The organism is Streptomyces sp. NPDC091416 (genome assembly GCF_044756845.1).
Lineage (GTDB): Bacteria > Actinomycetota > Actinomycetes > Streptomycetales > Streptomycetaceae > Streptomyces.
Map to the genome: position 1 here is coordinate 86905 of NZ_JBIVTU010000002.1, position 24926 is coordinate 111830.

The following is a 24926-nucleotide window of genomic DNA, read 5'->3' on the forward strand; positions in this document are numbered from 1 at the left end:
CGCGGAGAGATGGGGAGTTCATGACGCAGGTGATCAACCACGGTGGAGGCGTCCACAGCATCAAGGTCCCCATTCCGGACAACCCGTTGGGCCACACGCTGGTCCATCTGCTCGACACGGACCGCGGCCCGGTCCTGATCGACACGGGCTGGGACGACCCGGAGGCATGGGACACCCTGACGGCCGGGCTCGCCACCGTGGGCGTCGGCATCGCCGACATCCACGGCGTGGTCATCACGCACCACCACCCCGACCACCACGGCCTCTCCGGCCAGGTCCGCGAGGCGTCCGGGGCCTGGATCGCGATGCACGCCGCCGACACGGCGATCGTCCGCCGCACCCGCGCGTCGGAACCGGGCACCTGGCTGGCCTACCTGGCGACGAAGCTGGCGACGGTCGGCGCGCCCGAGGACCACATCGCCCCGCTGCTGGCCGCCCGCGAGAAGGGCGGCCGCATGCGCACCCTGCCCGGACTGCGGGCGGCGATCCCGGACCGCGAGATCGTGCCGGGCGAACTCCTCGACCTGGCGGGCCGCACCCTGCGGGCGATCTGGACTCCGGGCCACACCCCGGGCCACGTCTGCCTGCACCTGGAGGAGGACCACCCGGCCAACCTCCCCGGCCGCGGCCGCCTCTTCTCCGGCGACCACCTGCTCCCCGGCATCAGCCCGCACGTCGGCCTCTACGAGGACCCGGACGACGCGACGGCCACCGACCCGCTGGGCGACTACCTCGACTCCCTGGAACGCATCGGCCGCCTCGGTGTCGCCGAGGTCCTCCCCGCCCACCAGTACGCCTTCGCGGACGCGGCAGGCCGCGTGCGAGAACTCCTGGAGCACCACGAGGAGCGCCTGACCGGCCTCCTCGCCCTGCTCGCCGAACCGCTCACACCGTGGCAGCTGGCCGAGCGGATGGAGTGGAACCGGCCCTGGGAGCAGATCCCCTACGGATCGCGGAACATCGCCGTCTCGGAGGCCGAGTCGCACCTGCGCCGGCTGGTGAAGCTGGGCCGCGCCGAGGCACTCGCGGGGAGCGATCCGGTGACGTACGTGGCGGTGTGAGCCGGCACGGCGGCGCCGGAGTCATCCGACGGCGCCGGCGTCCTCGCGCGGGCCCGCCGGGGCGGTGTGCGGGGACCGGCCGGCCGGAAGCACGGCGGGACGGGCCCCGGGATCACCGGCGGCCTCGCGGCGGCGTGCCGCGAAGGCGGTCGCGAGGAGGACGAGCGCGACCGTCCCGGCGAGCGCGGGCCAGTACACGTAACGGTAGTTGGACTCGGGAGCCGTCGGCAGGTAGGCAAGGATGTACAGGAGGGAACTGGCCCCGAGAAGCCGCAGCTCCCTGGCGTGCGGGCCGGCCCACCGGCGGCGCAGCACGAGCACCAGCGAGACGGCCAGCCAGAACCAGCCCTGGAAGAGCATCGGCAGGTCGCGGGCGGCCCCGGTCACGTAGTTCTGCAAGGCGAATCGCAGCGTGTCGTTCAGCGGCTGCCTGCGCACCTCGGGGTGCAGCTCGGCGCCCGCGTTGACCCGGGTGCCGTTCCAGAAGATCTGGTTGCTCCGGAAGAGCAGCTTGCTGAAGACCCGGGTCCGGTACTCCGCGTAGCCCTTCCAGTGCTTCGGCATCTGCTGCGTCCACATCCGCACGACGACGTCGGCGCGCCGGTCCAGATACGTCACGTCGAAGGGCCGGCTCTGCGGGAAGCACTGCAGGTAGCCGTCGGAGGTGATGCCGCGCTTCTGGCAGGTGGTCGCGGCGGTGACCAGGCGATCGCGCAGGTCCGCGTCCGCGCCGGCCCGTTCGGCGGCGGCGCGGACCTGGTCCGGTGTGAGGACGTGGATGAGGTCGTCCACCGGGATCACCGCGTACACGCGGGTGGCCAGCGGGTCGGTGGCCGCGTTCACGGCGAGGCTGCCGGCCGTCACGACCGCGACGAAGACACCGGTGGCGGCCAGCCAGCGGCGGCGGCCCGGGGCCGGCCATGCGGCGAGGACCAGCAGCGCGAAGACCGGAATGGCGGCGGGGATGCCGTTCTTGCGCACGAGGGCGGCGTACGTGAGAAACAGCACGCCCAGCACCAGCAGGGCCCAGCGGGTCCTCACCCGGTCCCGGGGCAGCTCGCGCACGGTGAGCGCGATCGCGAAGACGGCCAGAAGCGCGTACGCCAGGTGCACGTCCTTCCACACCACGCCGGTGAGGTTCATGATGTGCGGCGCGAAGCCGACGGCCAGCACCGCCAGGGAGAGCCCGCGGCTGCCGGTCGCCTTCCACACCAGCCGGGCGAGGACCCACAGCGTGCCCCACAGCACGGCGGTCTGGACGGCGGCCATGGCCGAGAAGTCGCCGGTGATCCCGATGAGGATCCGCCACGCGAGGGCCATCACCGGCGGGTGCCAGTCGTTCACCGGCTCGTCGCCCAGCGCCTGCCACAGCTGGGTGTTGCTGTCCGCGCTGAGGTAGCCGGGATGGAAGACGGTCGCCACGCCGTAGCCGCAGGCCGCCGCGACGGCGGCCAGGCACCAGGGCCACAGCGTGCCGTCCTGCCAGGCTCCGCGCAGCACGACGGTCCACCGGCGATCAGTTCCGGACATGCGGGCAGGGCCCTCCCAGTCGGTGATGACGGGTCGCGTCGTCGCCGGGCTGCGAGCCGGAAGGCACCTGCCAAAGGGACGGCACGGCGGGAATCTATAGGTACCGGACTCCCAGGACAAACCGGAATGATTAGTCACCCGCACGCGCCACCGGCGCACCCGGAACACCACGCTCCGCTCGCCCCGGCCCGCTCCGGGCGACGGGGAGAGCGCGCGTACGGAGGCTTCGCCGGGGTCGGTAGTCTTCGTGTTCGACCCCGATAACCTGTACGTCATCTGGAGCTCCGCTCATGCCTCGTTTCAGTGTTGTGATCCCCGTGTTCAAGGTCCAGGGATACCTCCACGAGTGCCTGGACTCCGTCCTCGGGCAGTCGTTCCGGGACATCGAGGTGATCGCCGTCGACGACTGCTCACCGGACTCCTGCGGCGAGATCATCGACGAGTACGCCGCCCGCGACGCGCGCGTCCAGGCCGTCCACCTGCCCCAGAACGTGGGGCTGGGCCGCGCGCGCAACGCCGGACTCCAGCGCGCGACGGGCGACTACGTCCTCTTCCTCGACAGTGACGACAGCTACACCCCCGGCCTGCTGCAGGCGCTGGCCACCCGGCTCGACGAGGTCGGGGACCTGGACATCCTCGTCTTCGACCACATCCGCACCTTCTGGCACGGCAGGGGCGGCCCGAGCCAGTCCACGGAGCTGTTCGAGCGGGCGGGCACGGACGTCTTCCGCCTCCAGGACCGGCCCGAGTACGTCCATCTCTTCCTGGTGGCCTGGAACAAGGCCTTCCGCCGCGCGTTCTTCCTGGAGCAGGGCTTCCAGTACGCGCCCGGTCTGTACGAGGACGCGCCGGTCACCCAGATGGCGATGGTCACGGCCGAGCGCATCGGCTGCCTGAACAGGGTCGGTGTCGAATACCGCCAGCGCCGCCACGGCGCGATCACGAAGACGCCGGGCCGCAAGCACTTCGACATCTTCGAGCAGTACGAGGGCTTGTTCGCCTTCCTCGACGCACGCCCCGAACTGGCCTGGTCCAAGCCGATGCTGTTCGAGCGCGCCATCCACCACATGCTGTTCTCGCTCAAGCGCTCCGAGCGCGTCAGGCCCGCCGACCGCAAGGACTACTTCGGCCGCACCGCGGACTTCTACGCCGCGCACATCCCCACCGGCTTCACGCTGCCCGGCGGAACGATGGGGGTGCACATGCGCGCCCTGGCCAAGCGGTCCTTCCGCGCCTACCAGGCGACGGAGTTCGCCGCCCGGGTCAAGCGGGCCGGGCCGAGGAAGGTCCTCGGGGCCACCAGCCGGGTCGGCAGGCACGCGGCCACGAGCCTGTCCACGTTCCAGCGCCGGCGCCCGCTGGATCCGAACCTCGCCGTCTACACCTCGTACGAGAACCTGCTGCCGTCGTGCAACCCGGCCGCGGTCTTCGAGAAGGCCAGGGAACTGGCACCGCACGTGCGCGGCGTCTGGGTGGTCCGCCAGGAACTCGCCGGCCAGGTGCCCGCCGGCATCGACCACGTCGTGCCCGGCTCGCGCCGCTACGCGGAGGTGACGGCTCGCGCCACGTACTTCGTGAGCAACGCCGACTTCCCGGACGAGATCGCCAAGCGCCCGGGCCAGGTCTTTCTGCAGACGCACCACGGCACCCCGCTCAAGCGCATGGGCATGGACCGGCAGGCGTATCCCGCCGCCGCCCAGGGCATGGACTTCGGCCGTCTGCTGGAGCAGGTGAACCGCTGGGACCTCAGCGTCTCCTCCAACCGGCACTCCACCGAGCAGTGGGAGCGGGTGTACCCCGGCACGTTCGAGTCGCTCGATGTGGGCTACCCCCGCAACGACCGCTTCTTCACCTCGTCCGCCGAGGACGTCGCCGCCATCCGCGACCGGCTGGGCGTCGCTCCGGGCCGGACCGCTCTGCTGTACGCGCCGGCCCACCGCGAACACCACCGGGAATGGACCCCCACGTTCGACCTGGCGCGGGTCTCCGAGGCCCTGGGCGACGACTTCGTCCTGCTCGTCCGCGCCCACCGCCTCGACCGGCCGGACCAGCGGCTGAGCGACCTCGCGGCACAGGGCGCCGTCATCGACGTGTCCGGCCACCCGTCCGTCGAGGACCTCTGCCTGGCGGCGGACGCGCTCATCGCGGACCACTCGTCCCTGATCTTCGACTACGCCGGCCTCGACCGCCCGATCGTCATCGACGACTCCGACCGGAAGGTCTACGACGCGGTCCGCGGTTTCACGTTCGACCTCGTCTCCGGCCGGCCGGGCGACACCCCCGGAACCGTCGTGTCCACGGAGGACGAGCTCATCGACGCGTTCCGCAGCGGCCGTTGGTCGGGCGCGGAGGCCACCGCGCTGCGCAGCGCCTTCCGTGAGCGCTTCTGCCCGTACGACGACGGGCACGCCGCCGAGCGCGTCGTACGCCGCTTCTTCCTCGGCGAGGAACCCGCCCCGGCCATCGTCCCGCAGGCGCGCCGGACGCCGGCGCCCAAGCCGTCCCGGGGCTGACAGAGGCGGGCCGGTCAGTCCTTGCGTCCGGTGACGGCCACGGTGACTCCGAGGCCGATCATCGTGACCCCGCCGACGCCCCCGACGAGTGAGAGGCGCCGGGGCGAGCGGGCGAACCAGTCCCGGCCGGTTGCCGCGACGAGGCCCCACAGGCTGTCCGAGGCCAGCGCGATGACGTTGAAGACCAGCCCCAGCACCAGCATCTGGACCGCGATGTGACCCTGGGCACGGTCGACGAACTGCGGCAGCACGGCGGCGAAGAACACCATGGTCTTGGGGTTGGCCACACCGACGGCGAGCCCCTCCCAGAAGGTGCGCAGTCCACCCTGCGCGGCCTTCTCCTCAGCGGTGAACGCGGCCCGCAGCGAGCCGCGTTGCCGCCACGCCTTGATGCCCAGATACATCAGGTAGGCGGCACCGGCCAGTTTCAGCACCGTGAAGACGAGGACGGAACGCTCGACGATCGACCCGACTCCGAGAGCCACGGCCACCACGAGCAGGAAGGCGCCCGTCGTGTTGCCCGCGACCGTCGTCATCGCCGCGCGCCGGCCCTGCGCCAGCGCCCGCCCGATCACGAACAGCACACTGGGCCCCGGGATCACGATCAGCAGGAACGACATGGCAGCGAAGGCGAGCAAGCGGTCGGAGGACACCATGGCCTCATGCAAGCACGGCCCCGGCCGGTCCTCATCCCCTTTTCCGCACCCGGACGCCGTTGCCGGGAGAACGGACGCGGCGGATCAGGGCGCCTTCGGCCACACGTGGAGCGTGCCGCTGACCGACGCCTCGTCCGATCCGTCGTCGATGTGCCCGATCAGCGCCATGGAGACGGCGCCCTGATCCGTGACGGCGCACAGTGCCGCGCCTTCGACGAAGCCCCGCTTCCTGCGGTCGTAGCTGTCGAAGAGGTCAAGGGCGCCGAAGCCGGTCGCCGACGCCGCTCTGCAGGACGCGAAGGACTTCGGCATGTCGGCGGGCAGGAGCCCCACGCGGGTGTTGGGCAGGGCGCGCAGCTGATAGTTGCCCTGGTCCCAGCATCGGGCGGGCCAGTACAGCAGCTCGGCCCCGCGAGGGTCCTTGGCCGCACCGTTCTCCTTGCCCTCGCCGGCGGGCTCCACCCGGCTCAGGCCGTCGTCGAGGTCCACGAGCTGCTGTTCGAACTGGTTGCAGGGAGCCGGTGCGAGACCCCACATCGTCGTGATCGCCTCCGCGTACCCGTCCGGCGCCGTGAGGTCGGCATCCGACGAGGACGACGCACTCGGGGAGGCCGACGCGTCCGGGGTCACGCTCGGCGATTCGCTCTCCGCCGAGGCGCGGTCCGGGCTCGACGGGGCGGTCGGCTCGGACCGTGGGGTGCTGGACGCCGGGGCGGGGGCCGGAGAAGGGGCCGAGACGGGTTGCGGATCCTTGCTGAAGATCACCGTCGCCAGGATGCCCACCAGCGGAATGGCTATCCCGCCGACCCACCAGGCCCACCGGGGCGGATCCGTTCGCGGCGGATGGGGCGGAGCGGGAGGCGGCGACGGCAGGGGGCCGGGCGGCCGGGATGGAGGAGGAGGAAATCCCCCGGGACCTGTGGTCATGTCCGCCCTGCCCCTTCAACCAGACTGATTCTCAAGCCGGTTGCAGTTTAACGATCACTCCGGGAAAGAGCCACGCGCGTTTTCGGCGCCTGCGGCCGCGCCCCGGACCGGCCGCGTGGGCGCTCTGCCGTCCGGGACCGGGGCCGCCCCCGTCCCGAGGTGTCCCGGGACCCGCCCGGTAGAGTGGGCGGGTCGTCATCATGTCCGTTCAGGGGGAAGCCGGTGCGAATCCGGCGCTGACCCGCAGCCGTAACCGCCCAGCCGGGCGGGAGTCGGAATGCCCTGTCCGTGTCGTGACCGGCTCGTGCCGTCGGGACCCCCCGGCGGCCGGCACCGTCGAGGTATACGGAGCCGGAGCCTGGTGCCTGTGTGTGCCTGTGCCCGGTTCCCCCAGGAGAGGCCCCGCCCGCCATGACCGTACGCCGCAGCGCAGCCGCGCTCGCCGCCACCGCCACCGTGCTCTGTGTGGCCGCAGCTCCGGCCGCAGTCGCCGCGCCGTCCCCCTCCCCCTCGCCTTCCGTGGCCCTGCCCTCGGGGCTGTACGGCACGAAGGACCCGACGTACGACGGCGTGTGGCGGCAGTCCCTGGCCTTCGCCTCGCAGCGGGCCGTGGGCGTCTCGCCCGCCGACAAGGCCGTCGACTGGCTGATCGGGCAGCAGTGCGACAGCGGGGCGTTCCCCGCGTACCGGCCGGACCCGTCCGTGCCCTGCGACGCCAAGACCATGGTCGACACCAACGCGACGGCGGCCGCCGTGCAGGCGCTGCACGAGGTCCGCGGGCACGAGGACCTCGTGCAGAACGGGGTCTCCTGGCTGAAGTCCGTACAGAACAAGGACGGCGGCTGGGGCTACACCGCCGGCAGCCCGAGCGACGCGAACTCCACCTCCATCGTGATCGGCGCCTTCGGCCGGGCCGGGGAGAAGCTCGAAGATGTGACGAACAGCGAGGGCAGGACGCCGTACGACGCCCTACTCACCTTCGCCGTCCCGTGCGGCGGCAAGGACGGCGGCGCGTTCGCGTACCAGCCCGACAAGGACGGCAAGCTCGTCGCCAACGGTGATGCCACCGCGGCCGCGGTGCTCGGTTCGCTCGGCAAGGGGATCGTCGTCGGCAACAACGCCGCGGTGAAGGACCCGGCCTGCACCGAGGGCGACGACCTCAAGCCCGAGCAGGCGGCCCAGAACGGCGCCTTCTACCTCGCCGGGGCCCTCGCGAAGACCGGCCACCTCGACTCGCCGCCGATGCCCGGCGCCGAGGACAGCGCCCCGCAGCCCGACTTCGGCAACACCGCCGACGCGGTCGTCGCCCTGTCCGCTTCCGGTCACAAGGACAAGGCCGCCGCGTCCGTGAAGTGGCTCGAGAAGAACTCCGCGGACTGGGCGAAGGAGAACGGCCCCGCCGCCTACGCGCAGCTCGTCATGGCCGCGCACGCCACCGGCACCGACGTCCACGACTTCGGCGGCGCCGACCTCGTCGCCCAGCTGAACGCGACCGGTCCCGCGCCCTCCACCGACAAGAAGCCGACGGCGAGCGCCGCCGAGGAGGAGAAGAAGGACAGCGGCGACGGGGACGGCATCGGCGGGGTCTGGTGGTTCGCCGGGATCGGACTCGCCGTCGGCGCCGGCGCCGGGTTCCTGATCAGCGGCCGCCGCAAGAACCAGCAGCTGTGAGGATCCGCCGTGCGGGCCGGGGCGTGGCCGCCCGACGGCCTCTGCAGCGCGCCGGACGGGCCACCGCGCTGCTGGTCGTCCTGGGCGCCGTCCTGACCGTGCTCGGTACGGGCACAGCCCAGGCGGCGGGCTACCGCTACTGGTCGTTCTGGGAGGGGTCCGGCACCGGGTGGGCGTACGCCACCCAGGGGCCGTCGCTGGTCCGGCCGGACGACGGGTCGGTGCAGGGATTCCGGTTCGCCGTGAGCGCGGACTCGCAGGACGCGGCCCGGCCGCGCCGCTCCCCCGACTTCACGGAGATCTGCGCGGACACGCCCGCCGAGGACGGCCGCAAGCGCGTCGCGCTCGTCATCGACCCCGGTACGGCCGCCGACGCCCCGGACGGGGAGACGCCGCCCGCCCTGCGGACCGCGTGCGCGCAGGTCCCGGAGGACGCGAGCAGCGCGGAGGCCCTCGCTGCCGTGGCCAAGCCGCTGCGGTACGGCAGCGACGCACTGCTCTGCGCGATCTCCGGCTATCCGGAATCCGGCTGCGGTGAGCAGGTGTCCCAGGACTCGGGCCGTGGCAGGACGGCCACGGCCGACGCCTCCGCGCCCACGTCGGCGGGCGTGGCCACCGGCGGCGACGGTGCGGACGGCGGCGGGCCGTCCGCCGGTGTCCTCGTCGGGATCGGTGCCGTCCTGCTTCTCGGCATCGCCGCAGTCGCGCAGGCCCGCCGCCGCCGCGGATGACCGCCTCGACGCACGGTGCGCCCGCGGACACCGCGGGCACACCGGCGGGCCGGCTCCGTGCCTGGCGCGCGCCCGCCGCCTCCCGGAGCAACGCGCTTCCTGCCGGCGCCTGGTGGCTGTGGGCGCTCGGACTGGCGACCGCCTCGTCCCGGACCACCAATCCGCTGCTGCTCGGCCTGCTGGTCGGCGTGGCGGGGTACGTGGTGGCCGCGCGCCGCACGGACGCGCCGTGGGCGCGGTCCTACGGGGCGTTCATCAAGATCGGGCTGTTCGTCATCGGCGTGCGGCTGCTCTTCTCCGTCTTCCTCGGGTCCCCGATCCCCGGCACCCATGTGGTGTTCACGCTGCCCGAGGTGCCGCTGCCGGAGTGGGCGAAGGGCGTCCGGATCGGCGGCCGGGTCACGGCCGAGCAGTTGGTGTTCGCGCTGTACGACGGGGCGAAGCTGGCCGCGCTGCTGATCTGTGTCGGCGCTGCGAACTCCCTCGCCAACCCGGCCCGGCTGCTGAAGTCGCTGCCCGGCGCGCTGTACGAGGCCGGGGTCGCCGTCGTCGTCGCGATGACGTTCGCGCCGAACATGGTCGCCGACGTGATGCGGCTGCGCACCGCCCGGCGGCTGCGTGGCCGGCCGACCGGCGGGGTGCGGGCCGTCCTCCAGATCGGGCTGCCGGTGCTGGAGGGCGCCCTGGAGCGGTCGGTCGCGGTCGCGGCCTCGATGGACGCCCGCGGCTACGGCCGCACCGCACAGGTCCCGGCCGCGGTCCGGCACACCACGAACGTCCTCACGCTCGGCGGACTGCTGGGCGTCTGCGCCGGTACGTACGGGCTGCTCGCCGCACAGGGCGCGGTGTACGGGCTGCCGCTGCTCGTCGCCGGGCTCGTCGCGGCGATGGCCGGGCTGCGGCTCGGCGGGGCGCGTTCGGTACGGACCCGCTACCGGCCCGACCGGTGGGGGGTGCGGGCCTGGCTGGTCGCGGGGTCCGGTGCGGCGGTCGCGGTGGCGATGATCTGGGCGTCCGGCGCCGATCCGGCGGCGCTGCACCCCGGCGTCGTACCGCTGACCGCGCCCGTGCTGCCGCTGTGGCCGGCCGCCGCGGCGCTGATCGGTCTGCTTCCGGCGGTGGTCGCGCCCGTCCCGCCTTCCCCCACAGGCTTCGAGGAGCAGGTGTGATCCGGTTCGACGATGTTTCGGTGCAGTACGAGGGCGTGGACCGCCCCACCCTGTCGGGCGTCGACCTGACCGTTCCGGAGGGTGAGCTGGTGCTGCTCGTCGGGCCCTCCGGAGTCGGCAAGTCGACTTTGCTGGGTGCGGTGTCCGGGCTCGTGCCGCACTTCACCGGCGGCCGGCTGACCGGGCGGGTCACCGTCGGCGGGCGGGACACCCGCACCCACAAGCCCCGTGAGCTCGCCGATCTGGTCGGCACCGTGGGCCAGGACCCGCTCTCCCACTTCGTGACGGACACGGTCGAGGACGAGCTGGCGTACGGCATGGAGTCGCTGGGCCTGGCTCCGGACGTGATGCGGCGGCGGGTCGAGGAGACCCTGGACCTGCTGGGGCTCGCCGGGCTGCGCGACCGGCCGATCGCGACCCTGTCCGGGGGCCAGCAGCAGCGGGTCGCGATCGGCTCCGTCCTGACCCCGCACCCCCGTGTCCTGGTGCTGGACGAGCCGACGTCCGCCCTGGACCCCGCAGCCGCCGAGGAGGTCCTCGCGGTGCTGCAACGGCTCGTCCACGACCTGGGGACGACGGTCCTGATGGCGGAGCACCGGCTGGAGCGCGTGGTGCAGTACGCGGACCGGGTCGTCCTGCTGCCGTCGCCGGGCGCCGCCCCGGTGATGGGGCTGCCCGCCGAGGTGATGGCCGTCTCTCCGGTGCATCCGCCGGTGGTGGCGCTGGGCCGGCTGGCCGGATGGGAGCCGCTGCCGCTGACGGTCCGCGACGCCCGGCGGCGGGCCGCGGGGATGCGGGAGCGGCTGGAGGACGCGGCGCCCGGACCGGTCGGCGGTGGCGGAACCGGGAAGCTTCCCCCGCCGGCGCCCGCTCACCGCCCCGCGCCGCGGCGGTCCGCCCTGGCCCGGCTGTTCGCCCGGCCGCCGCAGGAGACCCCCGAGCCCGTCACCGACGCCACGACCCGCGTCGAGCGCCTCGGGGTGCGGCGCGGGCGCGTCGAGGCGCTGCGCCGCGTGACGCTCACCGTCGCCCCCGGCGAGACCGTCGCCCTGATGGGCCGCAACGGCGCGGGCAAGTCCACCCTGCTCTCCGCCCTCGTCGGCATGGTCGAGCCGACGTCCGGCACCGTGCTCGTCGGCGGCCGCACCCCGCACCGGACACCGCCGCGCGAGATGGTGCGACGCGTCGGTCTCGTACCGCAGGAGCCGCGCGATCTGCTGTACGCGGACACCGTCGCCGCCGAGTGCGCCGCGGCCGATGCCGACGCGGGCGCCGCTGCGGGCAGCTGCCGGGCGCTGGTCTCCGAGCTGCTGCCCGGTGTGGCGGACGCCACCCATCCCCGTGATCTGTCGGAGGGGCAGCGGCTCGCCCTGGCGCTCGCGCTGGTGCTCACCGCGCGGCCCCCACTGCTGCTCCTGGACGAGCCGACCCGTGGTCTGGACTACGCGGCGAAGGCCCGCCTGGTCGGGGTGCTGCGCACGCTGGCGGCCGAGGGCCATGCGATCGTGCTGGCCACGCATGACGTGGAGCTCGCCGCCGAACTGGCCCACCGGGTGGTGATCCTCGCCGACGGGGAGGTCGTCGCGGACGGGCCGACCCCGCAGGTCGTGGTGTCCTCGCCCGCGTTCGCCCCGCAGACCGCCAAGATCCTCGCCCCGCAGGAGTGGCTCACCGTGTCGCAGGTGCGCGAGGCGCTGGGAGGTGTCGGGTGACGGGTACGGCACAGCGGCGTGCGCGGCCGGTGCGGCTCGGGCCGCGGGCGGTCGCCGCGCTGGTACTGATCAGCGTGATCGGGGTGGCCGCCTTCGGCTGGCCGCTGCTGGCCGGGCCGGACTCCGGGCTCGCGCACTCGAAGGACGCGCCGTGGCTGTTCGCCGCGCTGCTGCCGTTGCTGGTCGGCGTGGTGGTCGCGATGATCGCGGACTCCGGGCTCGACGCGAAGGCGGTCGCGATGCTGGGGGTGCTGGCCGCGGTGGGGGCCGCGCTGCGTCCGCTGGGGGCGGGTACGGCCGGTCTGGAGCCGATGTTCTTCCTGATGGTGCTGAGCGGGCGGGTGCTCGGGCCGGGCTTCGGCTTCGTGCTCGGATCCGTGACGATGTTCGCCTCCGCTCTGCTGACCGGCGGGGTGGGCCCGTGGATGCCGTTCCAGATGCTGTCGATGGGCTGGTTCGCGATGGGCGCCGGGATGCTGCCCGGCCCGGACCGGCTGCGCGGGCGCGCCGAGCTGCTGATGCTCGCCGGGTACGGGGCGGTCGCCTCGTTCGCCTACGGGACGGTCATGAACCTCTACGGGTGGACGATCGTGCCGGGACTCGGTTCGGGCATCTCCTTCCGGCCGGGTGACGCGCTGGCCGACAACCTGGTGCGGTTCCTCGCGTACTGCACGGCCACCTCGCTGGGCTGGGACCTGGGCCGGGCCGTGCTCACCGTCGTCCTGACACTGACCGTCGGAACCGCGCTGCTGAAGGCGCTGCGGCGGGCCACGCGGCGGGCCGCCTTCGAGGCCCAGGTCACATTCGAGGGTCCCGCGGAGTGAGGGCACCCACAGGACCTTGGTCCTGTACGAAGCGGGTTAGGAGGCGTACGGGGCCGCCGCCGGCCCCTGTTCCACCCGCTCCGACCTGCTATCGAGCGGTTTGAGGTGGTTCGGGACCTTCGGCCCCGCGTGCGAGGCGGGGTCGTACCGGGGGTCGTTGCGGCGGCCGGACGGCCCGGCTAACACTTGAGACGTCGCCGAGCACCGCAGCGTCCACCGGAACGGACAGCGGTCAACGCGCAACGGTCCACGCAGGATTCGGACCGGAGCACGCGACTCCCCCGTACCCGACGTTAGGTTCCTCTGTGTCGTTCGCCCGTAACATCCTCGCCCGTCGCAAGTCCGCCGTCGCCGGTGCAGCCGTGCTGCTGGGTGCCTCCGGTGTGGCGCTGGGCGTCTCCCCGGCCATGGCGGCCACCACCGCCGCGCCGACGTCCGCTGCCGCGAGTGCGCAGGACACGGCGAGGCAGATGATCGGTGACGACGCGCAGTTCCAGTGCTTCAGCAACATCGTCAGCCACGAGAGCGGCTGGAACCCGAGCGCGACCAACGCCTCCTCCGGCGCCTACGGCCTGGTCCAGGCGCTGCCCGGTTCGAAGATGGCCTCGGCCGGCTCCGACTGGCAGACCAACCCCACCACCCAGATCAAGTGGGGCATGGACTACATGAACTCCCGCTACGGCAGCCCCTGTGGCGCCTGGTCCTTCTGGCAGGCCCACAACTGGTACTGAGTCCACCCGGACCGCAGCCAGTAGCGACCAAGAGCCCCCGTACACCGCACCCGCGGTGTCCGGGGGCTCTTCGGCGTGCCCGGGACCGGCCCCTGGGCCATCCGGCGGCCTGTCCGAAAGATGTGGGGGACCCGTTGTCGCGCCTGTGCCCCGCCGTTAACGTGCGCCCCGCAGAATCCGGTTCACCTCTGACGCACCATCCGCGGCGACGACCAAGGAGTGCTCGTGACGCAGTTGTCGAGACGTACGCTACTGACCTCGGCCGGAGCGGTGGGCATGTCCGCCGCTCTCGGGACGCGTATCCCCGCGGTGGCCGAGCCGACCCGGACGGCGGCGGCGACCGCGGCCGCGCAGGCGGCCCTGGGGCGGCTGCTGGGCGGCCACGCCGACCAGTTCCGGCTCACCCTCCTCGATCCGGCGGACGGCGGCGAGCGCTTCCGGGTCGGCGGTTCCCGTGGGCACATCGAGGTTGCCGGGACCAGTCCGGCAGTGATCCTGACCGGGGTGCACTGGTACCTGAAGTACGTGTGCGACGCGGTGATCTCCTGGGCAGGCAGCCAACTCGGCCTGCCGGCCGTGCTGCCCGCGCCCCGCCGGCCGCTGGAGCGCGCGGCGACGGTCCCGCACCGGTTCGCCTTCAACGACACGTACGACGGGTACACCGCCCCGTACGCCGACTGGGCGCGCTGGGAGCGGACGCTCGACGTCCTGGCCCTGCACGGCTGCAACGAGATCTTCCTGACCGTGGGCCAGGAGGCGGTGTACCACCGGATGCTCCAGGAGTTCGGCTACAGCGACGCGGAGGCCAGGGCCTGGATCCCGGCGCCGACCCACCAGCCGTGGTGGCTGCTGCAGAACATGAGCGGGTACGGGGGTCCGGTCGGCCCGGAACTCATCGCCCGGCGGGCCGCGCTGGGCCGGCGGGCCGCCGACCGGATGCGCGAGCTCGGCATGGCCCCGGTCCTGCCCGGGTACTTCGGTACGGTCCCGGGCGAGTTCGCCGACCGCAATCCCGGCGCCTCGGTCGTGCCGCAGGGCCTCTGGTCCGGGTTCCGGCGCCCGGACTGGCTGGACCCGCGCACCGATGCCTTCGCCCGGGTCGCCGCGTCCTTCTACCGGCACCAGCGGGTGCTGTTCGACGACGTGCCCTCGTACAAGATGGACATCCTCCACGAGGGCGGCAGCGCGGGCGGGGTGGACATCCCGGACGCGGCGCGCGGGATCGAGCGGGCGCTGCAGACCGCCCGTCCCGGCGCCACCTGGGTGATCATGGGCTGGACCGGCAATCCGCGCCCCGAGATGCTGGCCGCGCTCGACAAGAAGCACGTCCTGATCGTGGACGGCCGCTCCGAGCTGGACGAGTCCACGGACCGGGAGAAGGAGTGGGGGGACACGCCGTACGCCTTCGGTGCGATCCCGAACTTCGGGGGCCGGACCACGCTGGGCGCGATGGCTCCGTCCTGGACGCAGAAGTTCCCGGCCTGGCGCGACAAGGCGGGCAGTGCGCTGACCGGCACCGCCTATCTGCCGGAGTCCACCGACCGCGATCCGGCCGCCTTCGAGCTGTTCACCGAGCTGGCCTGGCGTGAGGAGACCGTCGACCGCGCCGAGTGGTTCGCCCGGTACGCGCAGTTCCGCTACGGCGGCCGGGACGGGCAGGCCACGGCGGCCTTCGCCGCGCTGCGTGACACCGCGTACGACGTCCAGAGCAGCGACGGCCGCCCGCACGACTCCCTGTTCGCGGCCCGCCCCGACCTGGCGGCGGTCAACGCCACGTACTGGGGAACCACCCAGCTGTCGTTCGACTCGGCGGGCTTCGACCTCGCCTTCGCCGGCCTGCTGGCGGTACGGGAACCGCTGCGCCGCTCGGAGGCGTACCGCTTCGACCTGACCGACTTCGCCCGCCAGGCGCTCGCCAACCGCTCCCGTCAGCTGCTGCCCCAACTGCGCGCCGCCTACGACCGCAAGGACCGGGACGCGTTCGCCGCACTGTCCTCGCTGTGGCTGAAACTGATGCGGCTGAGCGACGAGATGACCGGCGGCCACCGGGCGTTCATGCTCGGCCCGTGGCTGGACGAGGCGCGGCGGTACGCCTCCTCGCCCGACGAGGCGGCCCAGCTGGAACACAGCGCCCGCGCGCTCATCACCACCTGGGCGGACCGTCCGGCCGCCGACGTGGGGAAACTGGCCAACTACGCCAACCGGGACTGGCAGGGCCTGATCGCCGACTTCCATCTGCCGCAGTGGCAGAGCTATCTGGACGAGATGGCGGACGCGCTCGCCCACGACCGGACGCCGCGGACCTTCGACTGGTACGCCGTCGAGGAACCGTGGACGCACGAGCGCACGGCGTACCCGCTGCGGGAACTGAGCGCGAGCGCCGTGCACCGCACCGCGCGCCGGGTGTACGAGACCCTGTCCACCGCGCCCTACCAGGGCACGGTCACCGTCGAGGCCGACCGCGCCACCGTGGCGCCGGGCGGCTCTGCGGTCGTCGAGGCCGGCTTCCGCAACGTCAACGGGCTGCGGCCGACCGGCCCCGTCCGCTTCTCGCTCTCCGTCCCCGGCCTGGAGATCGAGGCGCAGGGCCCGGTCGAGCAGGCCGGGGTGGAGGCGGGCGGCAGCACCGGGGCGAGCTGGCGGATCACCGCCCGGCCGGCCGCGCCGAAGGAGCCGCTGGAGCCGCATCCGTTCGAGCTGCGCACGGAGTACGGGCCGCGCGGGGAGCGGCCGGTCACGGCGGTGACGCGGGGGCGCATCCACGTGGCGGGTCCGCTGGACGCGGGATGGCTGACGCACAACGCGAACGACGCGTCGTTCGGCCAGGCCGGCGGCCGCTTCGCCATCGACGGGGCGGGGAGCGACCTGTGGGGGTCGACCGCGCAGTTCGGGACGGTGTACCGGGCGGCGGCGTTCACGGACGGCGGGTGCGCCACCGTGCGCGTCGACTCCCAGGAGAACACTGGCAATTGGGCCCGGGCCGGGATCGTCGTCCGTAACGCGATGGCGACGAACGGGTCCAGGGGCTTCCTGAACCTGGCCCTGACCCCGGCTAACGGGGTCGTCCTCTCGTACGACGCGAACGGTGACGGCACGCTGGAGAAGCGGGACTCGGTACCGGGCGTCACCGGGCCGGTGCTGCTGCGGCTGATCCGGGCCGGTGACGCGTACACGGGTTCCTGCTCGACGGACGGCGGAACGACCTGGCAGGCCATGGGCGCGGTGACGGTGCCGGGTGCGGCGGCCGCCCAGGACGTCGGGTTCTTCATGACGGCGGCGAACGGCGGGTCCGGCCGGCGGGGCCGGGCGGACTTCAGCGGCTGGTCGCTGGAGGGCTGACCCGGTGGTGGGGGCCGCCGCCTTCGCGGCCCCCACCACCGGAGGATCGCCGGGGGCTCTGGTCCGGACCGGGCCGGGCCCCGCGGGCCAGGCATGATCCGGACGAGAGGCCCTACAGCCGCTGGATGATCGTGCCGGTCGCCAGCGCGCCGCCCGCGCACATGGTGATCAGCGCGAACTCCTTGTCCCTGCGCTCCAGTTCGTGCAGCGCGGTGGTGATCAGCCGGGCTCCGGTGGAGCCGACCGGGTGGCCGAGGGCGATCGCGCCGCCGTTGACGTTGACCTTCGACAGGTCCTGGTCGAAGACCTGCGTCCAGCTCAGGACCACGGACGCGAAGGCCTCGTTGATCTCCACGAGGTCGATGTCCTTGAGCGACATCCCGGCCTTGCCGAGCACCGCACGGGTCGCGTCGACGGGGCCGTCGAGGTGGAAGTGCGGGTCGGAGCCGACCAGCGCCTGGGCGACGATCCGGGCCCGCGGCTTGAGCTTGAGGGCCCGTGCCATCCGCTTGGACGCCCACATGATCGCGCAGGCGCCGTCGGATATCTGCGAGGAGTTGCCCGCGGTGTGGACGGCGGTGGGCATCACGGGCTTGAGCCGGGCGAGCCCCTCCATCGTGGTGTCGCGCAGCCCCTCGTCCCGGTCGACGAGCCGCCACATGCCCTGGCCTGCGGCCTGTTCGGCCTCGGTGGTGGGCACCTGGACCGCGTACGTCTCCCGCTTGAAGCGCTCCTCGGCCCAGGCGGCGGCTGCCCGCTCCTGGGAGAGGAGGCCGAGTGCGTCGACGTTCTCCCGGGTGAGGCCGCGCCTGCGGGCGATGCGCTCGGCGGCCTCGAACTGGTTGGGGAGGTCGACGTTCCACTCGTCGGGCCACGGCTTGCCCGGTCCGTGCTTGGAGCCGCTGCCCAGCGGCACGCGCGACATCGCCTCGACCCCGCAGCTGATGCCGACGTCGATGACTCCGGCCGCGACCATGTTGGCGACCATGTGGGAGGCCTGCTGCGAGGAGCCGCACTGGCAGTCCACGGTCGTCGCGGCGGTCTCGTACGGAAGTCCGACGGTGAGCCAGGCATTGCGTGCGGGGTTCATGGACTGTTCGCCGGCGTGGGTGACGGTGCCGCCGACGATCTGTTCGACGCAGTCGGCGTGGATGCCGGTCCGGCCGAGAAGTTCACGGTAGGTCTCACCCAGCAGATAGGCCGGGTGCAGATTGGCGAGCGCGCCTCCACGCTTGCCGATGGGGGTGCGTACGGCTTCGACGATGACGGGTTCCGCGGCCATGAGCTCGTCCTCTCCTCGCACTTCCGCAGAGGCGTCCCGGCGCCCACGGAAGGAACTAGTACGCGTTCTAGTTCTTCATGCAGTCTTATGAGGCTTACCCCCGGTACGCAAGGGTCGTGCACACACCTTGCCCGGCCCCGACGGCCGCACCCGCGGCAATCCGGCCTGATTCACCGATGCTTCACGCAACAGATCCGGCCATACCCCTTGTCAGTTGTAGAACTCGTTACTACCTTGCGGGCAACTTCTGATGGGTCGTCAGACAATGTTCCGACGCCTCTCGGACCGACCTGGAGTTCTTGACCTGGAGCTGCCGATGCCCTGCCCCCATCTGCCCGAAGGGTTCGACTTCACCGACCCCGACCTGCTCCACGCCCGGGTCCCGCACCCGGAGTTCGCTCTCATGCGGGAGACGGCGCCGGTCTGGTGGTGCACCCAGCCCACCGGCATTTCCGGCTTCGACGACTCGGGTTACTGGGTCGTCACCCGGCACGCGGACGTCAAGTACGTCTCCACCCATCCCGAGCTGTTCTCGTCGAACACGAACACCGCGGTGATCCGCTTCAACGAGTCGATCAGCCGGGACCAGATCGACGTCCAGAAGCTGATCATGCTGAACATGGACCCGCCCGAGCACACCCGGGTCCGCCAGATCGTCCAGCGCGGATTCACCCCCCGCGCCATCCGGTCCCTGGAGGAGACGCTGCGCAACCGGGCGCGCTCCATCGTCGAGACGGCACTCGCCGGGGCCGACGACGACGGCTCGTTCGACTTCGTCACCAACATCGCCGTGGAGCTGCCGCTCCAGGCCATCGCCGAGCTCATCGGCGTCCCGCAGGAGGACCGGGCCCGGATCTTCGACTGGTCGAACAAAATGGCCTCGTACGACGATCCGGAGTACGCGATCACCGAGGAGATCGGCGCCGAGGCGGCCATGGAGATCGTCTCCTACTCGATGAACCTCGCGGCGGCGCGCAAGGAGTGCCCGGCCAAGGACATCGTCACGCAATTGGTCGCCGCCGAGGGCGAGGGCAACCTCTCGTCCGACGAGTTCGGCTTCTTCGTGATCCTGCTCGCCGTGGCCGGCAACGAGACCACGCGCAACGCCATCAGCCACGGCATGCACGCCTTCCTGACCCATCCCGAGCAGTGGGAGCTCTACAAGCGGGAGCGGCCGGAGACCACCGCGGAGGAGATCGTCCGCTGGGCGACACCCGTGGTCTCCTTCCAGCGGACCGCCACCCAGGACGTCGAACTGGGCGGGCAGCAGATCAAGAAGGGCGACCGGGTCGGGCTGTTCTACTCCTCGGCCAACAACGACCCCGAAGTGTTCGAGAACCCGGAGCAGTTCGACATCTCCCGGGACCCGAACCCGCACCTCGGCTTCGGCGGCGGCGGTCCGCACTTCTGCCTGGGCAAGTCGCTGGCCGTGATGGAGATCAACCTGATCTTCAACGCGATCGCGGACGTGCTGCCGGACCTGCGGCTGACCGGCGACCCGCGGCGGCTGCGGTCGGCCTGGCTGAACGGCATCAAGCAGCTCCAGGTGAGCACGTCCGCCTGAGCATCACGGCCCTCGTACCCCTGACCGCATGGCGGTCAGGGGTACGAGGATCATGGCGTCCATGCATGCGCTGCTCTCCGGTTTCGCCCCCATCTGGATCCTGACCGGCATCGGCTACGCGGCCGGTCGCGGCGGGCTGCTCGGGGAGCAGGCGGAGTCGGTGCTCGGCCGGTTCGTCTTCCATGTGGCCATGCCCGCCGCCCTGTTCACCATGGTGTCCGGGTCGCGGCCGGGCGCGTTCGCCCATCCCTCGATGGTGGCGTTCGCGGCGGGCACGGCGCTGGTGTCGGCACTGGGATACGCGGTGGGCCGGCGCTTCTTCGGCCGCAAGCGGGCCGAGGCGGCGGTCAGCGCTATGGCCTCCGGCTACGTCAACTCCGCCAATCTGGGCATTCCGGTGGCGGTGCACGTGCTAGGAGACGCGTCGTTCGTCGCCCAGGTCATCCTGTTCCAGGTGCTGTGCGTCTCGCCCGTGGTCCTGACCCTGCTGGACTCCGGCACGCGGGGCGGCGGGGCGGCCGTCGGCGGGCTGCGCCGGACGCTCACGATGCCGGTGCGCAATCCCGTCATCATGGCCTCGCTGCTCGGGGTGGCCGTCTCCGCGTCCGGGTGGCGGCCGCCGGCCGCCGTCGCGCACTCCTGCGACGTGCTCGGGGCCGCGGCCGTGCCGACGGCCCTGATCACGCTGGGCCTGTCCCTGTGCGGTGGCCCGGGCCGCGGGAAGGTCCGGGCCGCGGACGACGGGACCGGCCGGGTGACGGGGCGCGCGGAGGCCGGTGTGGCGGTCGCGCTCAAGACGGTGGTGCAGCCCTTGGTCGCGTACCTCGTGGCCGGTCCGCTCCTGGGCCTGCCGGATCACCAGGTGCTGGCCGTGGTGCTCTGCTCGGCGCTGCCGACCGCGCAGAACGCGTACCTCTACGCCCGCGAGTACGGTCTGGACACCGGCCTCGCCCGCCACTGCGTGGTGGCCTCCACCGTGGTGGCGATGGGCACGCTGTCCTTCGGTGCCTGGGCGCTGGGGCCGTCCCGCTGACCTGTTGGAGTGGCGGGGCCCGCCGGACGGGCGGATGCTGGGTGGGCGACGATCCACATGCCGAAGGGGTGCCGGGCGTTCTCCGCCCGGCACCCCTTCGGCCACGCCCCGTCGTCAGGCGCTCTCGGTGACCCGTCCTCGCCCGGCGGGTTTCGACAACGTCGTCGTCCTGATTCCGCCCGCCTGCTCCTCGTCCTCCGGCTCCCGCAGCCTGCGCGGGCCGGAGAGCGCGTACGTGAGGCCGAAGCCGAGCGCCACGACCGCTGCCCCGCCGACCGCGTCGAGCACCCAGTGGTTACCGGTCGCGACGATCGTCGAGACCGTGAACAGCGGGTGCAGCACGCCCAGGGCCTTCATCCACATCTTCGGGGCGAGCATCACGATCACCACACCGCACCACAGGGACCAGCCGAAGTGCAGCGAGGGCATCGCCGCGTACTGGTTGGTCACCCCGGTCAGCGTGCCGTAGTCCGGCTTCGCGAAGTCCTGGACGCCGTGGACCGTGTCGATGAAGCCGAGCCCGGGCATCAGCCGCGGCGGGGCCAGCGGGTAGAGCCAGAAGCCGACCAGGGCCAGCAGCGTGGCGAAGCCGATGGAGCTGCGGACCCAGCGGTAGTCAGCGGGCCGGCGCACGTACAGCACGCCCAGGATGGCGAGCGGCACGATGAAGTGGAACGTCGAGTAGTAGTAGTCGAAGAAGTCCCGCAGCCAGCCGACCCGGACGACCGAGTGGTTGACCCAGTGTTCGATGTCGATGTGCAGCCACTGTTCGATCGAGTGGATCTGCCGGCCGTGGTGCTCCGCGGTGGCACGGCCGGCCGTCGCGGCCAGCCTGACCTGCTGGTACGCGGAGTAGACGACCCTGATCAGCAGGAGTTCGAGCAGCAGGTTGGGCCTGCTGAGCACCCGCCGCCAGAACGGCACCAGCGGCACCCTGCTCCAGCGGGCGGCGACCGGGGCCGCGTAGGCGGTGGGGACCGGCTGCTGCCAGTACGGCGAGGTGCGCGGCAGGAACGGGGCGACGCAGGCGGCGGCGAGCGCGGCGATCAGCAGCACGTTGTCGCGGACCGGGAACATCGCCTCGATGTTCGGCAGCAGCATCTTGCCCGGCAGCGTGACGACGAGGATCACCACGGCCGGCCACACCAGCCGGTCGGAGGCCCGCTTGCCGACCCGGCCGACCACGGCGAGCAGCACCCACAGCAGCTGGTGCTGCCAGGCGGTGGGCGCCACGGCGACGCAGACGCAGCCCGTCACGGCCACGGCGAGCAGCAGCTGGCCGTCGCGCGCGTACTGCGCGGCGCGGCGCAGACCGAGGAAGCAGACGGCCGCGGCCAGCACGACGAACAGCGCGATCTCCAGCGGGCCCTCCAGGCCCAGCCGGAGCAGCGCACCGTGCAGCGACTGGTTGGCGAGGCTGTCGGCCTGGTCGCCGAGGCCGGCGCCCGCGACGTGGTGCACCCAGTACGTCCACGAGTCGTGCGGCATCGCGGCCCAGGCCAGGGCCGTGCAGGCGGCGAAGGCGGCGCCACCGGTCAGCGCGGCTCTGCGTCTGCCGGTCAGCCAGAGCAGGGCGGCGAAGAGCAGCACGGTCGGCTGGAGGGCCGCCGCGATCCCGATCAGTACGCCGGAGGCCCGCTCGCCGCGGACCACGAAGAGGCCGACGAGGACGAGGAGGACCGGCAGGATGCTGGTCTGGCCCAGGTGGAGGGCGTTGCGCACCGGCAGCGAGACCATCAGCAGGCTGATGGCGACGGGGGCGGCCAGCAGGGCCGTGCGGCGGCTCACCGGGGCGGGCAGGGCGCGCGCCGCGATGATGCCGAGGGCGGCGACGAGCAGCAGCGAGCTGAAGGTCCAGGCGACGCCGAGGCTCTGTTCGGCCGTGCGGGTCAGCGGCTTGAGCACCAGACCGGCGAAGGGCGTGCCGGTGAACCGGTCGGTGTCGTACAGCGAACCCGTCACATGAAGCACACCGTTCTCACCGATCCAGGTCTCCAGATCGGTGAGGCGTTCGCCGGGTGGCTGGCGTACCACCACTGCCATCTGCCGCACGGCCAATGCGGCGACCACCAGCCAGAGCACGGCGCGGGCAGCCCCGGTCCTCGCTCCCGTAGCCGCGTCTGTGCGCACACTGTGCTCCGCGTTCGCCACGTTGCGCCGACCCTCCCAACGTTTGGTGCCGGTTCTCCGACCGGCATGCTGTGAAACCTTCGCATTGCCCTATCAGGTAGACACAATCACCCCCTCTTCACCTGACTGTCATCCCGCTTTTGTCCGAAAGAATGCTTGGACGAGCGGTGTGGACCGGCCGGAACGGCCGGAACCGGCGGGGCCGCCCGCACGTCTGAGCCCCTGATCGGTGACCACGGGGAGGACCACGGAACATGCGGTGTGCGGGGAGAGATCGAGCGGCGCGGAATCGGCCGCGCGGGTGGCCGCTGCGCGCGCTGTCCCTGGTCCTGATGGTGCTCGCGGTTCAGATGGGGTCGCTGATCGCGCCGGCGTACGCGTGCGGCTGCGGGGCGATGGTCGTGGACCGCATGTCCCGGGTGTCGGTGGACCGGGAGACCTCGGTCGTCGACTGGGACGGCAGCACCGAGCAGATCGTGATGCGGCTGACCGTGCGCGGGGACGCCCCCGAGGCCGCCTGGATCATGCCCGTGCCGCACCGTGCCACGGTCGAGCTCGGTGACGCCTCGCTCTTCTCCGAGCTCCAAACCCTCACGGCCCCGGTGAGCGCCACCCGGCACTACTTCTGGCCACGTCCGAAGGACTGGCCGTTCGGCGGCTCGGGCGACGGGTCCGGGGACGGCGCCGCCGCTCCGTCGGCCGCCAGGCCGGTCGAGGTCGTCGGCCGGGAGCGGCTCGGCCCGTTCGACGTGGCCCGGCTGGCCGCCACCGACCCCGCCGCGTTGGAGGGCTGGCTGGCGGAGAACGGTTTCGAGCTGCCCGACCGGCTCGCGACGGCGCTGCGCCCCTACGTCGAGCAGAAGTGGGAGTACGTGGCCGTGCGCCTGGCTCCCCGGAAGTCCGGAAGCCCGCTGAGCGGCACGCTCGACCCGCTGCGGCTGCGTTTCGCCAGCGACCGGCTGGTCTATCCGATGCGGCTGTCCCGGCTGGCCTCGACGCCGCAGTCCCTGGGCCTGTACGTGCTCGCCGCGCACCGCATGGAGCCGCGCGACGCGATCGGCGGGCGCCGGCCGGAGGTGACGTACGCGGGGCGGGTCGACTCCGGGCAGGAGCGGGAGGCGTACCCGGCGCTGGGTGCGCTGACGGGCGGCAGGGCGGTGTTCGTCACGGCGATCGACCAGTCGTTCCCGCGGCCCGAGCTGATCGACGGCGACCACGAGCTGCGGACCGCCGGTGCGGACACCGTGTACCGGACCACGTACTACCGGGACGAGCTGCTGACCGTGGGCGGTGTTCCGGCCTGGGTGGTGTCGCTGCTCGGTGGAGCGGTGGTGGTGGTCACGGCTCTGCTGCTGGTGCTGCGGGCCCGGCACCGGCGGCCGGTGACACCGCCGCCGCCGGTCACCGTCCCGCCGCCGCTGGTGTGAGCGCCAGCGGGGTCCGGGCGGTGAATCGTGGACATGTGTACGCAGGGTGATCGGCGGGACCGGCGGTACTCGGGGCGCCTCGCGGCATCTCACGTCAAATCGTTTCCCCATACAGCCATGGGCGGGAAACAATGGCCCGATGACGTGGACCGTGACCCCCGAACGCTTCGACTCCCCCGATGCCGCCCTGCTGCGCCGGGACTACTACGACGAGGTGGCCAGCCGTTACTGGGGGCGCCCCGCGACGGCGGAGGAGATCGACGAGGGACTCACCGACGACGGCGCCGAGCGGCTCGTCCCGCCGACGGGTGAGTTCGTCGTCGGCCGCTTCGGGAGCGGTGCGGCGGCCTGTGCCGGGCTGATCGTGGCGGACCCGGGCGTCGCGGAGCTGACCCGGGTCTACGTACGCCCCGAGGCGCGCGGCACGGGCGGCGGCGGGCTGCTGCTCGCGACGGTCGAGAGCCTGGCGCGGGCCATGGGCGTACGGCAGATCCGCCTCGACACCCGTAGCGACCTCGTCGAGGCGCGCGGACTGTACGCCAAGCACGGCTACCACGAGGTCCCGGCCTTCCACCGCAGGCAGTACGCCGAGCACTGGTTCGCCAAGGAGCTGTAGGAGCTGGAGG

The 24926-nt window shown here is 72.5% G+C and carries 18 protein-coding genes and 1 riboswitch; of the genes, 13 read left to right on the forward strand and 5 right to left on the reverse strand.

From position 1 onward, the window contains the following. The first annotated feature begins 20 nt into the window (after positions 1 to 20). Entirely contained in the window at positions 21 to 1061 is a 1041-nt protein-coding gene (locus ACIQMX_RS07340) for an MBL fold metallo-hydrolase (RefSeq protein ID WP_363074649.1), read from the forward strand. Between the two features lie 21 nt (positions 1062 to 1082). Here ACIQMX_RS07340 and ACIQMX_RS07345 read toward each other — a convergent pair whose 3' ends face one another. After that, positions 1083 to 2591 (reverse strand): hypothetical protein, encoded by a 1509-nt coding sequence (locus ACIQMX_RS07345; protein ID WP_363074647.1) that lies wholly within the window; start codon positions 2589 to 2591, stop codon positions 1083 to 1085. A 290-nt stretch (positions 2592 to 2881) separates the two neighbouring features. Between ACIQMX_RS07345 and ACIQMX_RS07350 the strand changes: the two genes are divergently transcribed. Beyond that, a complete protein-coding gene (locus ACIQMX_RS07350) occupies positions 2882 to 5104 on the forward strand; it encodes a CDP-glycerol glycerophosphotransferase family protein (protein WP_402475685.1) in 2223 nt (740 codons plus the stop codon). 14 nt (positions 5105 to 5118) lie between these two features. Here ACIQMX_RS07350 and ACIQMX_RS07355 read toward each other — a convergent pair whose 3' ends face one another. Continuing rightward, a complete protein-coding gene (locus ACIQMX_RS07355) occupies positions 5119 to 5760 on the reverse strand; it encodes a LysE family translocator (protein WP_402475687.1) in 642 nt (213 codons plus the stop codon). An 84-nt stretch (positions 5761 to 5844) separates the two neighbouring features. Next, complete coding sequence (locus tag ACIQMX_RS07360; protein WP_363074641.1) at positions 5845 to 6525, reverse strand: hypothetical protein; 681 nt, start codon at positions 6523 to 6525, stop codon at positions 5845 to 5847. A 372-nt stretch (positions 6526 to 6897) separates the two neighbouring features. Continuing rightward, positions 6898 to 6970, forward strand: a riboswitch (cobalamin riboswitch). 128 nt (positions 6971 to 7098) lie between these two features. On the opposite strand from ACIQMX_RS07360, the gene ACIQMX_RS07365 reads away from it, so the two are divergent. From ACIQMX_RS07365 to ACIQMX_RS07395, 7 genes are all read left to right on the forward strand, one after another. Next, positions 7099 to 8358, forward strand: coding sequence for a prenyltransferase/squalene oxidase repeat-containing protein (locus ACIQMX_RS07365; protein WP_402475690.1), 1260 nt, complete (start codon positions 7099 to 7101; stop codon positions 8356 to 8358). Positions 8359 to 8399: 41 nt separating this feature from the next. Beyond that, on the forward strand, positions 8400 to 9089 hold the full coding sequence (locus ACIQMX_RS07370; RefSeq protein ID WP_402476464.1) for an SCO2322 family protein: 690 nt from the start codon (positions 8400 to 8402) through the stop codon (positions 9087 to 9089). After that, positions 9086 to 10258 carry an energy-coupling factor transporter transmembrane component T gene (locus ACIQMX_RS07375; RefSeq protein ID WP_402475692.1) on the forward strand — a complete coding sequence of 391 codons (1173 nt, stop codon included), beginning with the start codon at positions 9086 to 9088 and terminating at the stop codon, positions 10256 to 10258. The genes ACIQMX_RS07370 and ACIQMX_RS07375 overlap by 4 nt, the downstream gene beginning before the upstream one ends. Further along, positions 10255 to 11970 carry an ABC transporter ATP-binding protein gene (locus ACIQMX_RS07380; protein WP_402475694.1) on the forward strand — a complete coding sequence of 572 codons (1716 nt, stop codon included), beginning with the start codon at positions 10255 to 10257 and terminating at the stop codon, positions 11968 to 11970. Before ACIQMX_RS07375 ends, ACIQMX_RS07380 begins: the two co-directional genes overlap by 4 nt. Next, positions 11967 to 12794 carry an ECF transporter S component gene (locus ACIQMX_RS07385; protein ID WP_363074633.1) on the forward strand — a complete coding sequence of 276 codons (828 nt, stop codon included), beginning with the start codon at positions 11967 to 11969 and terminating at the stop codon, positions 12792 to 12794. Before ACIQMX_RS07380 ends, ACIQMX_RS07385 begins: the two co-directional genes overlap by 4 nt. 305 nt (positions 12795 to 13099) lie before the next feature. Next, positions 13100 to 13525, forward strand: coding sequence for a transglycosylase SLT domain-containing protein (locus ACIQMX_RS07390; RefSeq protein WP_363074631.1), 426 nt, complete (start codon positions 13100 to 13102; stop codon positions 13523 to 13525). A gap of 225 nt (positions 13526 to 13750) precedes the next feature. Further along, a complete protein-coding gene (locus tag ACIQMX_RS07395) occupies positions 13751 to 16864 on the forward strand; it encodes an alpha-N-acetylglucosaminidase (RefSeq protein WP_402475697.1) in 3114 nt (1037 codons plus the stop codon). 112 nt (positions 16865 to 16976) lie between these two features. Here the strand turns inward: ACIQMX_RS07395 and ACIQMX_RS07400 are convergent, their stop codons facing one another. Beyond that, on the reverse strand, positions 16977 to 18146 hold the full coding sequence (locus ACIQMX_RS07400) for a steroid 3-ketoacyl-CoA thiolase (RefSeq protein WP_402475699.1): 1170 nt from the start codon (positions 18144 to 18146) through the stop codon (positions 16977 to 16979). A gap of 316 nt (positions 18147 to 18462) precedes the next feature. On the opposite strand from ACIQMX_RS07400, the gene ACIQMX_RS07405 reads away from it, so the two are divergent. Further along, on the forward strand, positions 18463 to 19710 hold the full coding sequence (locus ACIQMX_RS07405; protein WP_363069914.1) for a cytochrome P450: 1248 nt from the start codon (positions 18463 to 18465) through the stop codon (positions 19708 to 19710). A gap of 52 nt (positions 19711 to 19762) precedes the next feature. Then, complete coding sequence (locus ACIQMX_RS07410; RefSeq protein ID WP_402475701.1) at positions 19763 to 20743, forward strand: AEC family transporter; 981 nt, start codon at positions 19763 to 19765, stop codon at positions 20741 to 20743. A gap of 114 nt (positions 20744 to 20857) precedes the next feature. On the opposite strand, the gene ACIQMX_RS07415 is transcribed toward ACIQMX_RS07410, so the two are convergent. Next, positions 20858 to 22825, reverse strand: coding sequence for a bifunctional glycosyltransferase 87/phosphatase PAP2 family protein (locus tag ACIQMX_RS07415; protein ID WP_402476467.1), 1968 nt, complete (start codon positions 22823 to 22825; stop codon positions 20858 to 20860). A 380-nt stretch (positions 22826 to 23205) separates the two neighbouring features. On the opposite strand from ACIQMX_RS07415, the gene ACIQMX_RS07420 reads away from it, so the two are divergent. Continuing rightward, positions 23206 to 24300 carry a DUF2330 domain-containing protein gene (locus ACIQMX_RS07420; protein ID WP_402475703.1) on the forward strand — a complete coding sequence of 365 codons (1095 nt, stop codon included), beginning with the start codon at positions 23206 to 23208 and terminating at the stop codon, positions 24298 to 24300. A gap of 139 nt (positions 24301 to 24439) precedes the next feature. Continuing rightward, positions 24440 to 24916 (forward strand): GNAT family N-acetyltransferase, encoded by a 477-nt coding sequence (locus ACIQMX_RS07425; RefSeq protein ID WP_363069907.1) that lies wholly within the window; start codon positions 24440 to 24442, stop codon positions 24914 to 24916. The last annotated feature ends 10 nt before the right edge of the window (positions 24917 to 24926 follow it).

Excerpts from the sequence above, each read along its gene's own strand:
- ACIQMX_RS07410 (WP_402475701.1), top strand. The coding sequence starts at position 19,763 with ATGGCGTCCATGCATGCGCTGCTCTCCGGTTTCGCCCCCATCTGGATC.
- ACIQMX_RS07365 (WP_402475690.1), top strand. The coding sequence starts at position 7,099 with ATGACCGTACGCCGCAGCGCAGCCGCGCTCGCCGCCACCGCCACCGTG.
- ACIQMX_RS07420 (WP_402475703.1), top strand. The coding sequence starts at position 23,206 with ATGGTGCTCGCGGTTCAGATGGGGTCGCTGATCGCGCCGGCGTACGCG.
- ACIQMX_RS07355 (WP_402475687.1), bottom strand. The coding sequence starts at position 5,760 with ATGGTGTCCTCCGACCGCTTGCTCGCCTTCGCTGCCATGTCGTTCCTG.
- ACIQMX_RS07375 (WP_402475692.1), top strand. The coding sequence starts at position 9,086 with ATGACCGCCTCGACGCACGGTGCGCCCGCGGACACCGCGGGCACACCG.
- ACIQMX_RS07350 (WP_402475685.1), top strand. The coding sequence starts at position 2,882 with ATGCCTCGTTTCAGTGTTGTGATCCCCGTGTTCAAGGTCCAGGGATAC.
- ACIQMX_RS07425 (WP_363069907.1), top strand. The coding sequence starts at position 24,440 with ATGACGTGGACCGTGACCCCCGAACGCTTCGACTCCCCCGATGCCGCC.
- ACIQMX_RS07405 (WP_363069914.1), top strand. The coding sequence starts at position 18,463 with ATGCCCTGCCCCCATCTGCCCGAAGGGTTCGACTTCACCGACCCCGAC.
- ACIQMX_RS07400 (WP_402475699.1), bottom strand. The coding sequence starts at position 18,146 with ATGGCCGCGGAACCCGTCATCGTCGAAGCCGTACGCACCCCCATCGGC.
- ACIQMX_RS07340 (WP_363074649.1), top strand. The coding sequence starts at position 21 with ATGACGCAGGTGATCAACCACGGTGGAGGCGTCCACAGCATCAAGGTC.
- ACIQMX_RS07345 (WP_363074647.1), bottom strand. The coding sequence starts at position 2,591 with ATGTCCGGAACTGATCGCCGGTGGACCGTCGTGCTGCGCGGAGCCTGG.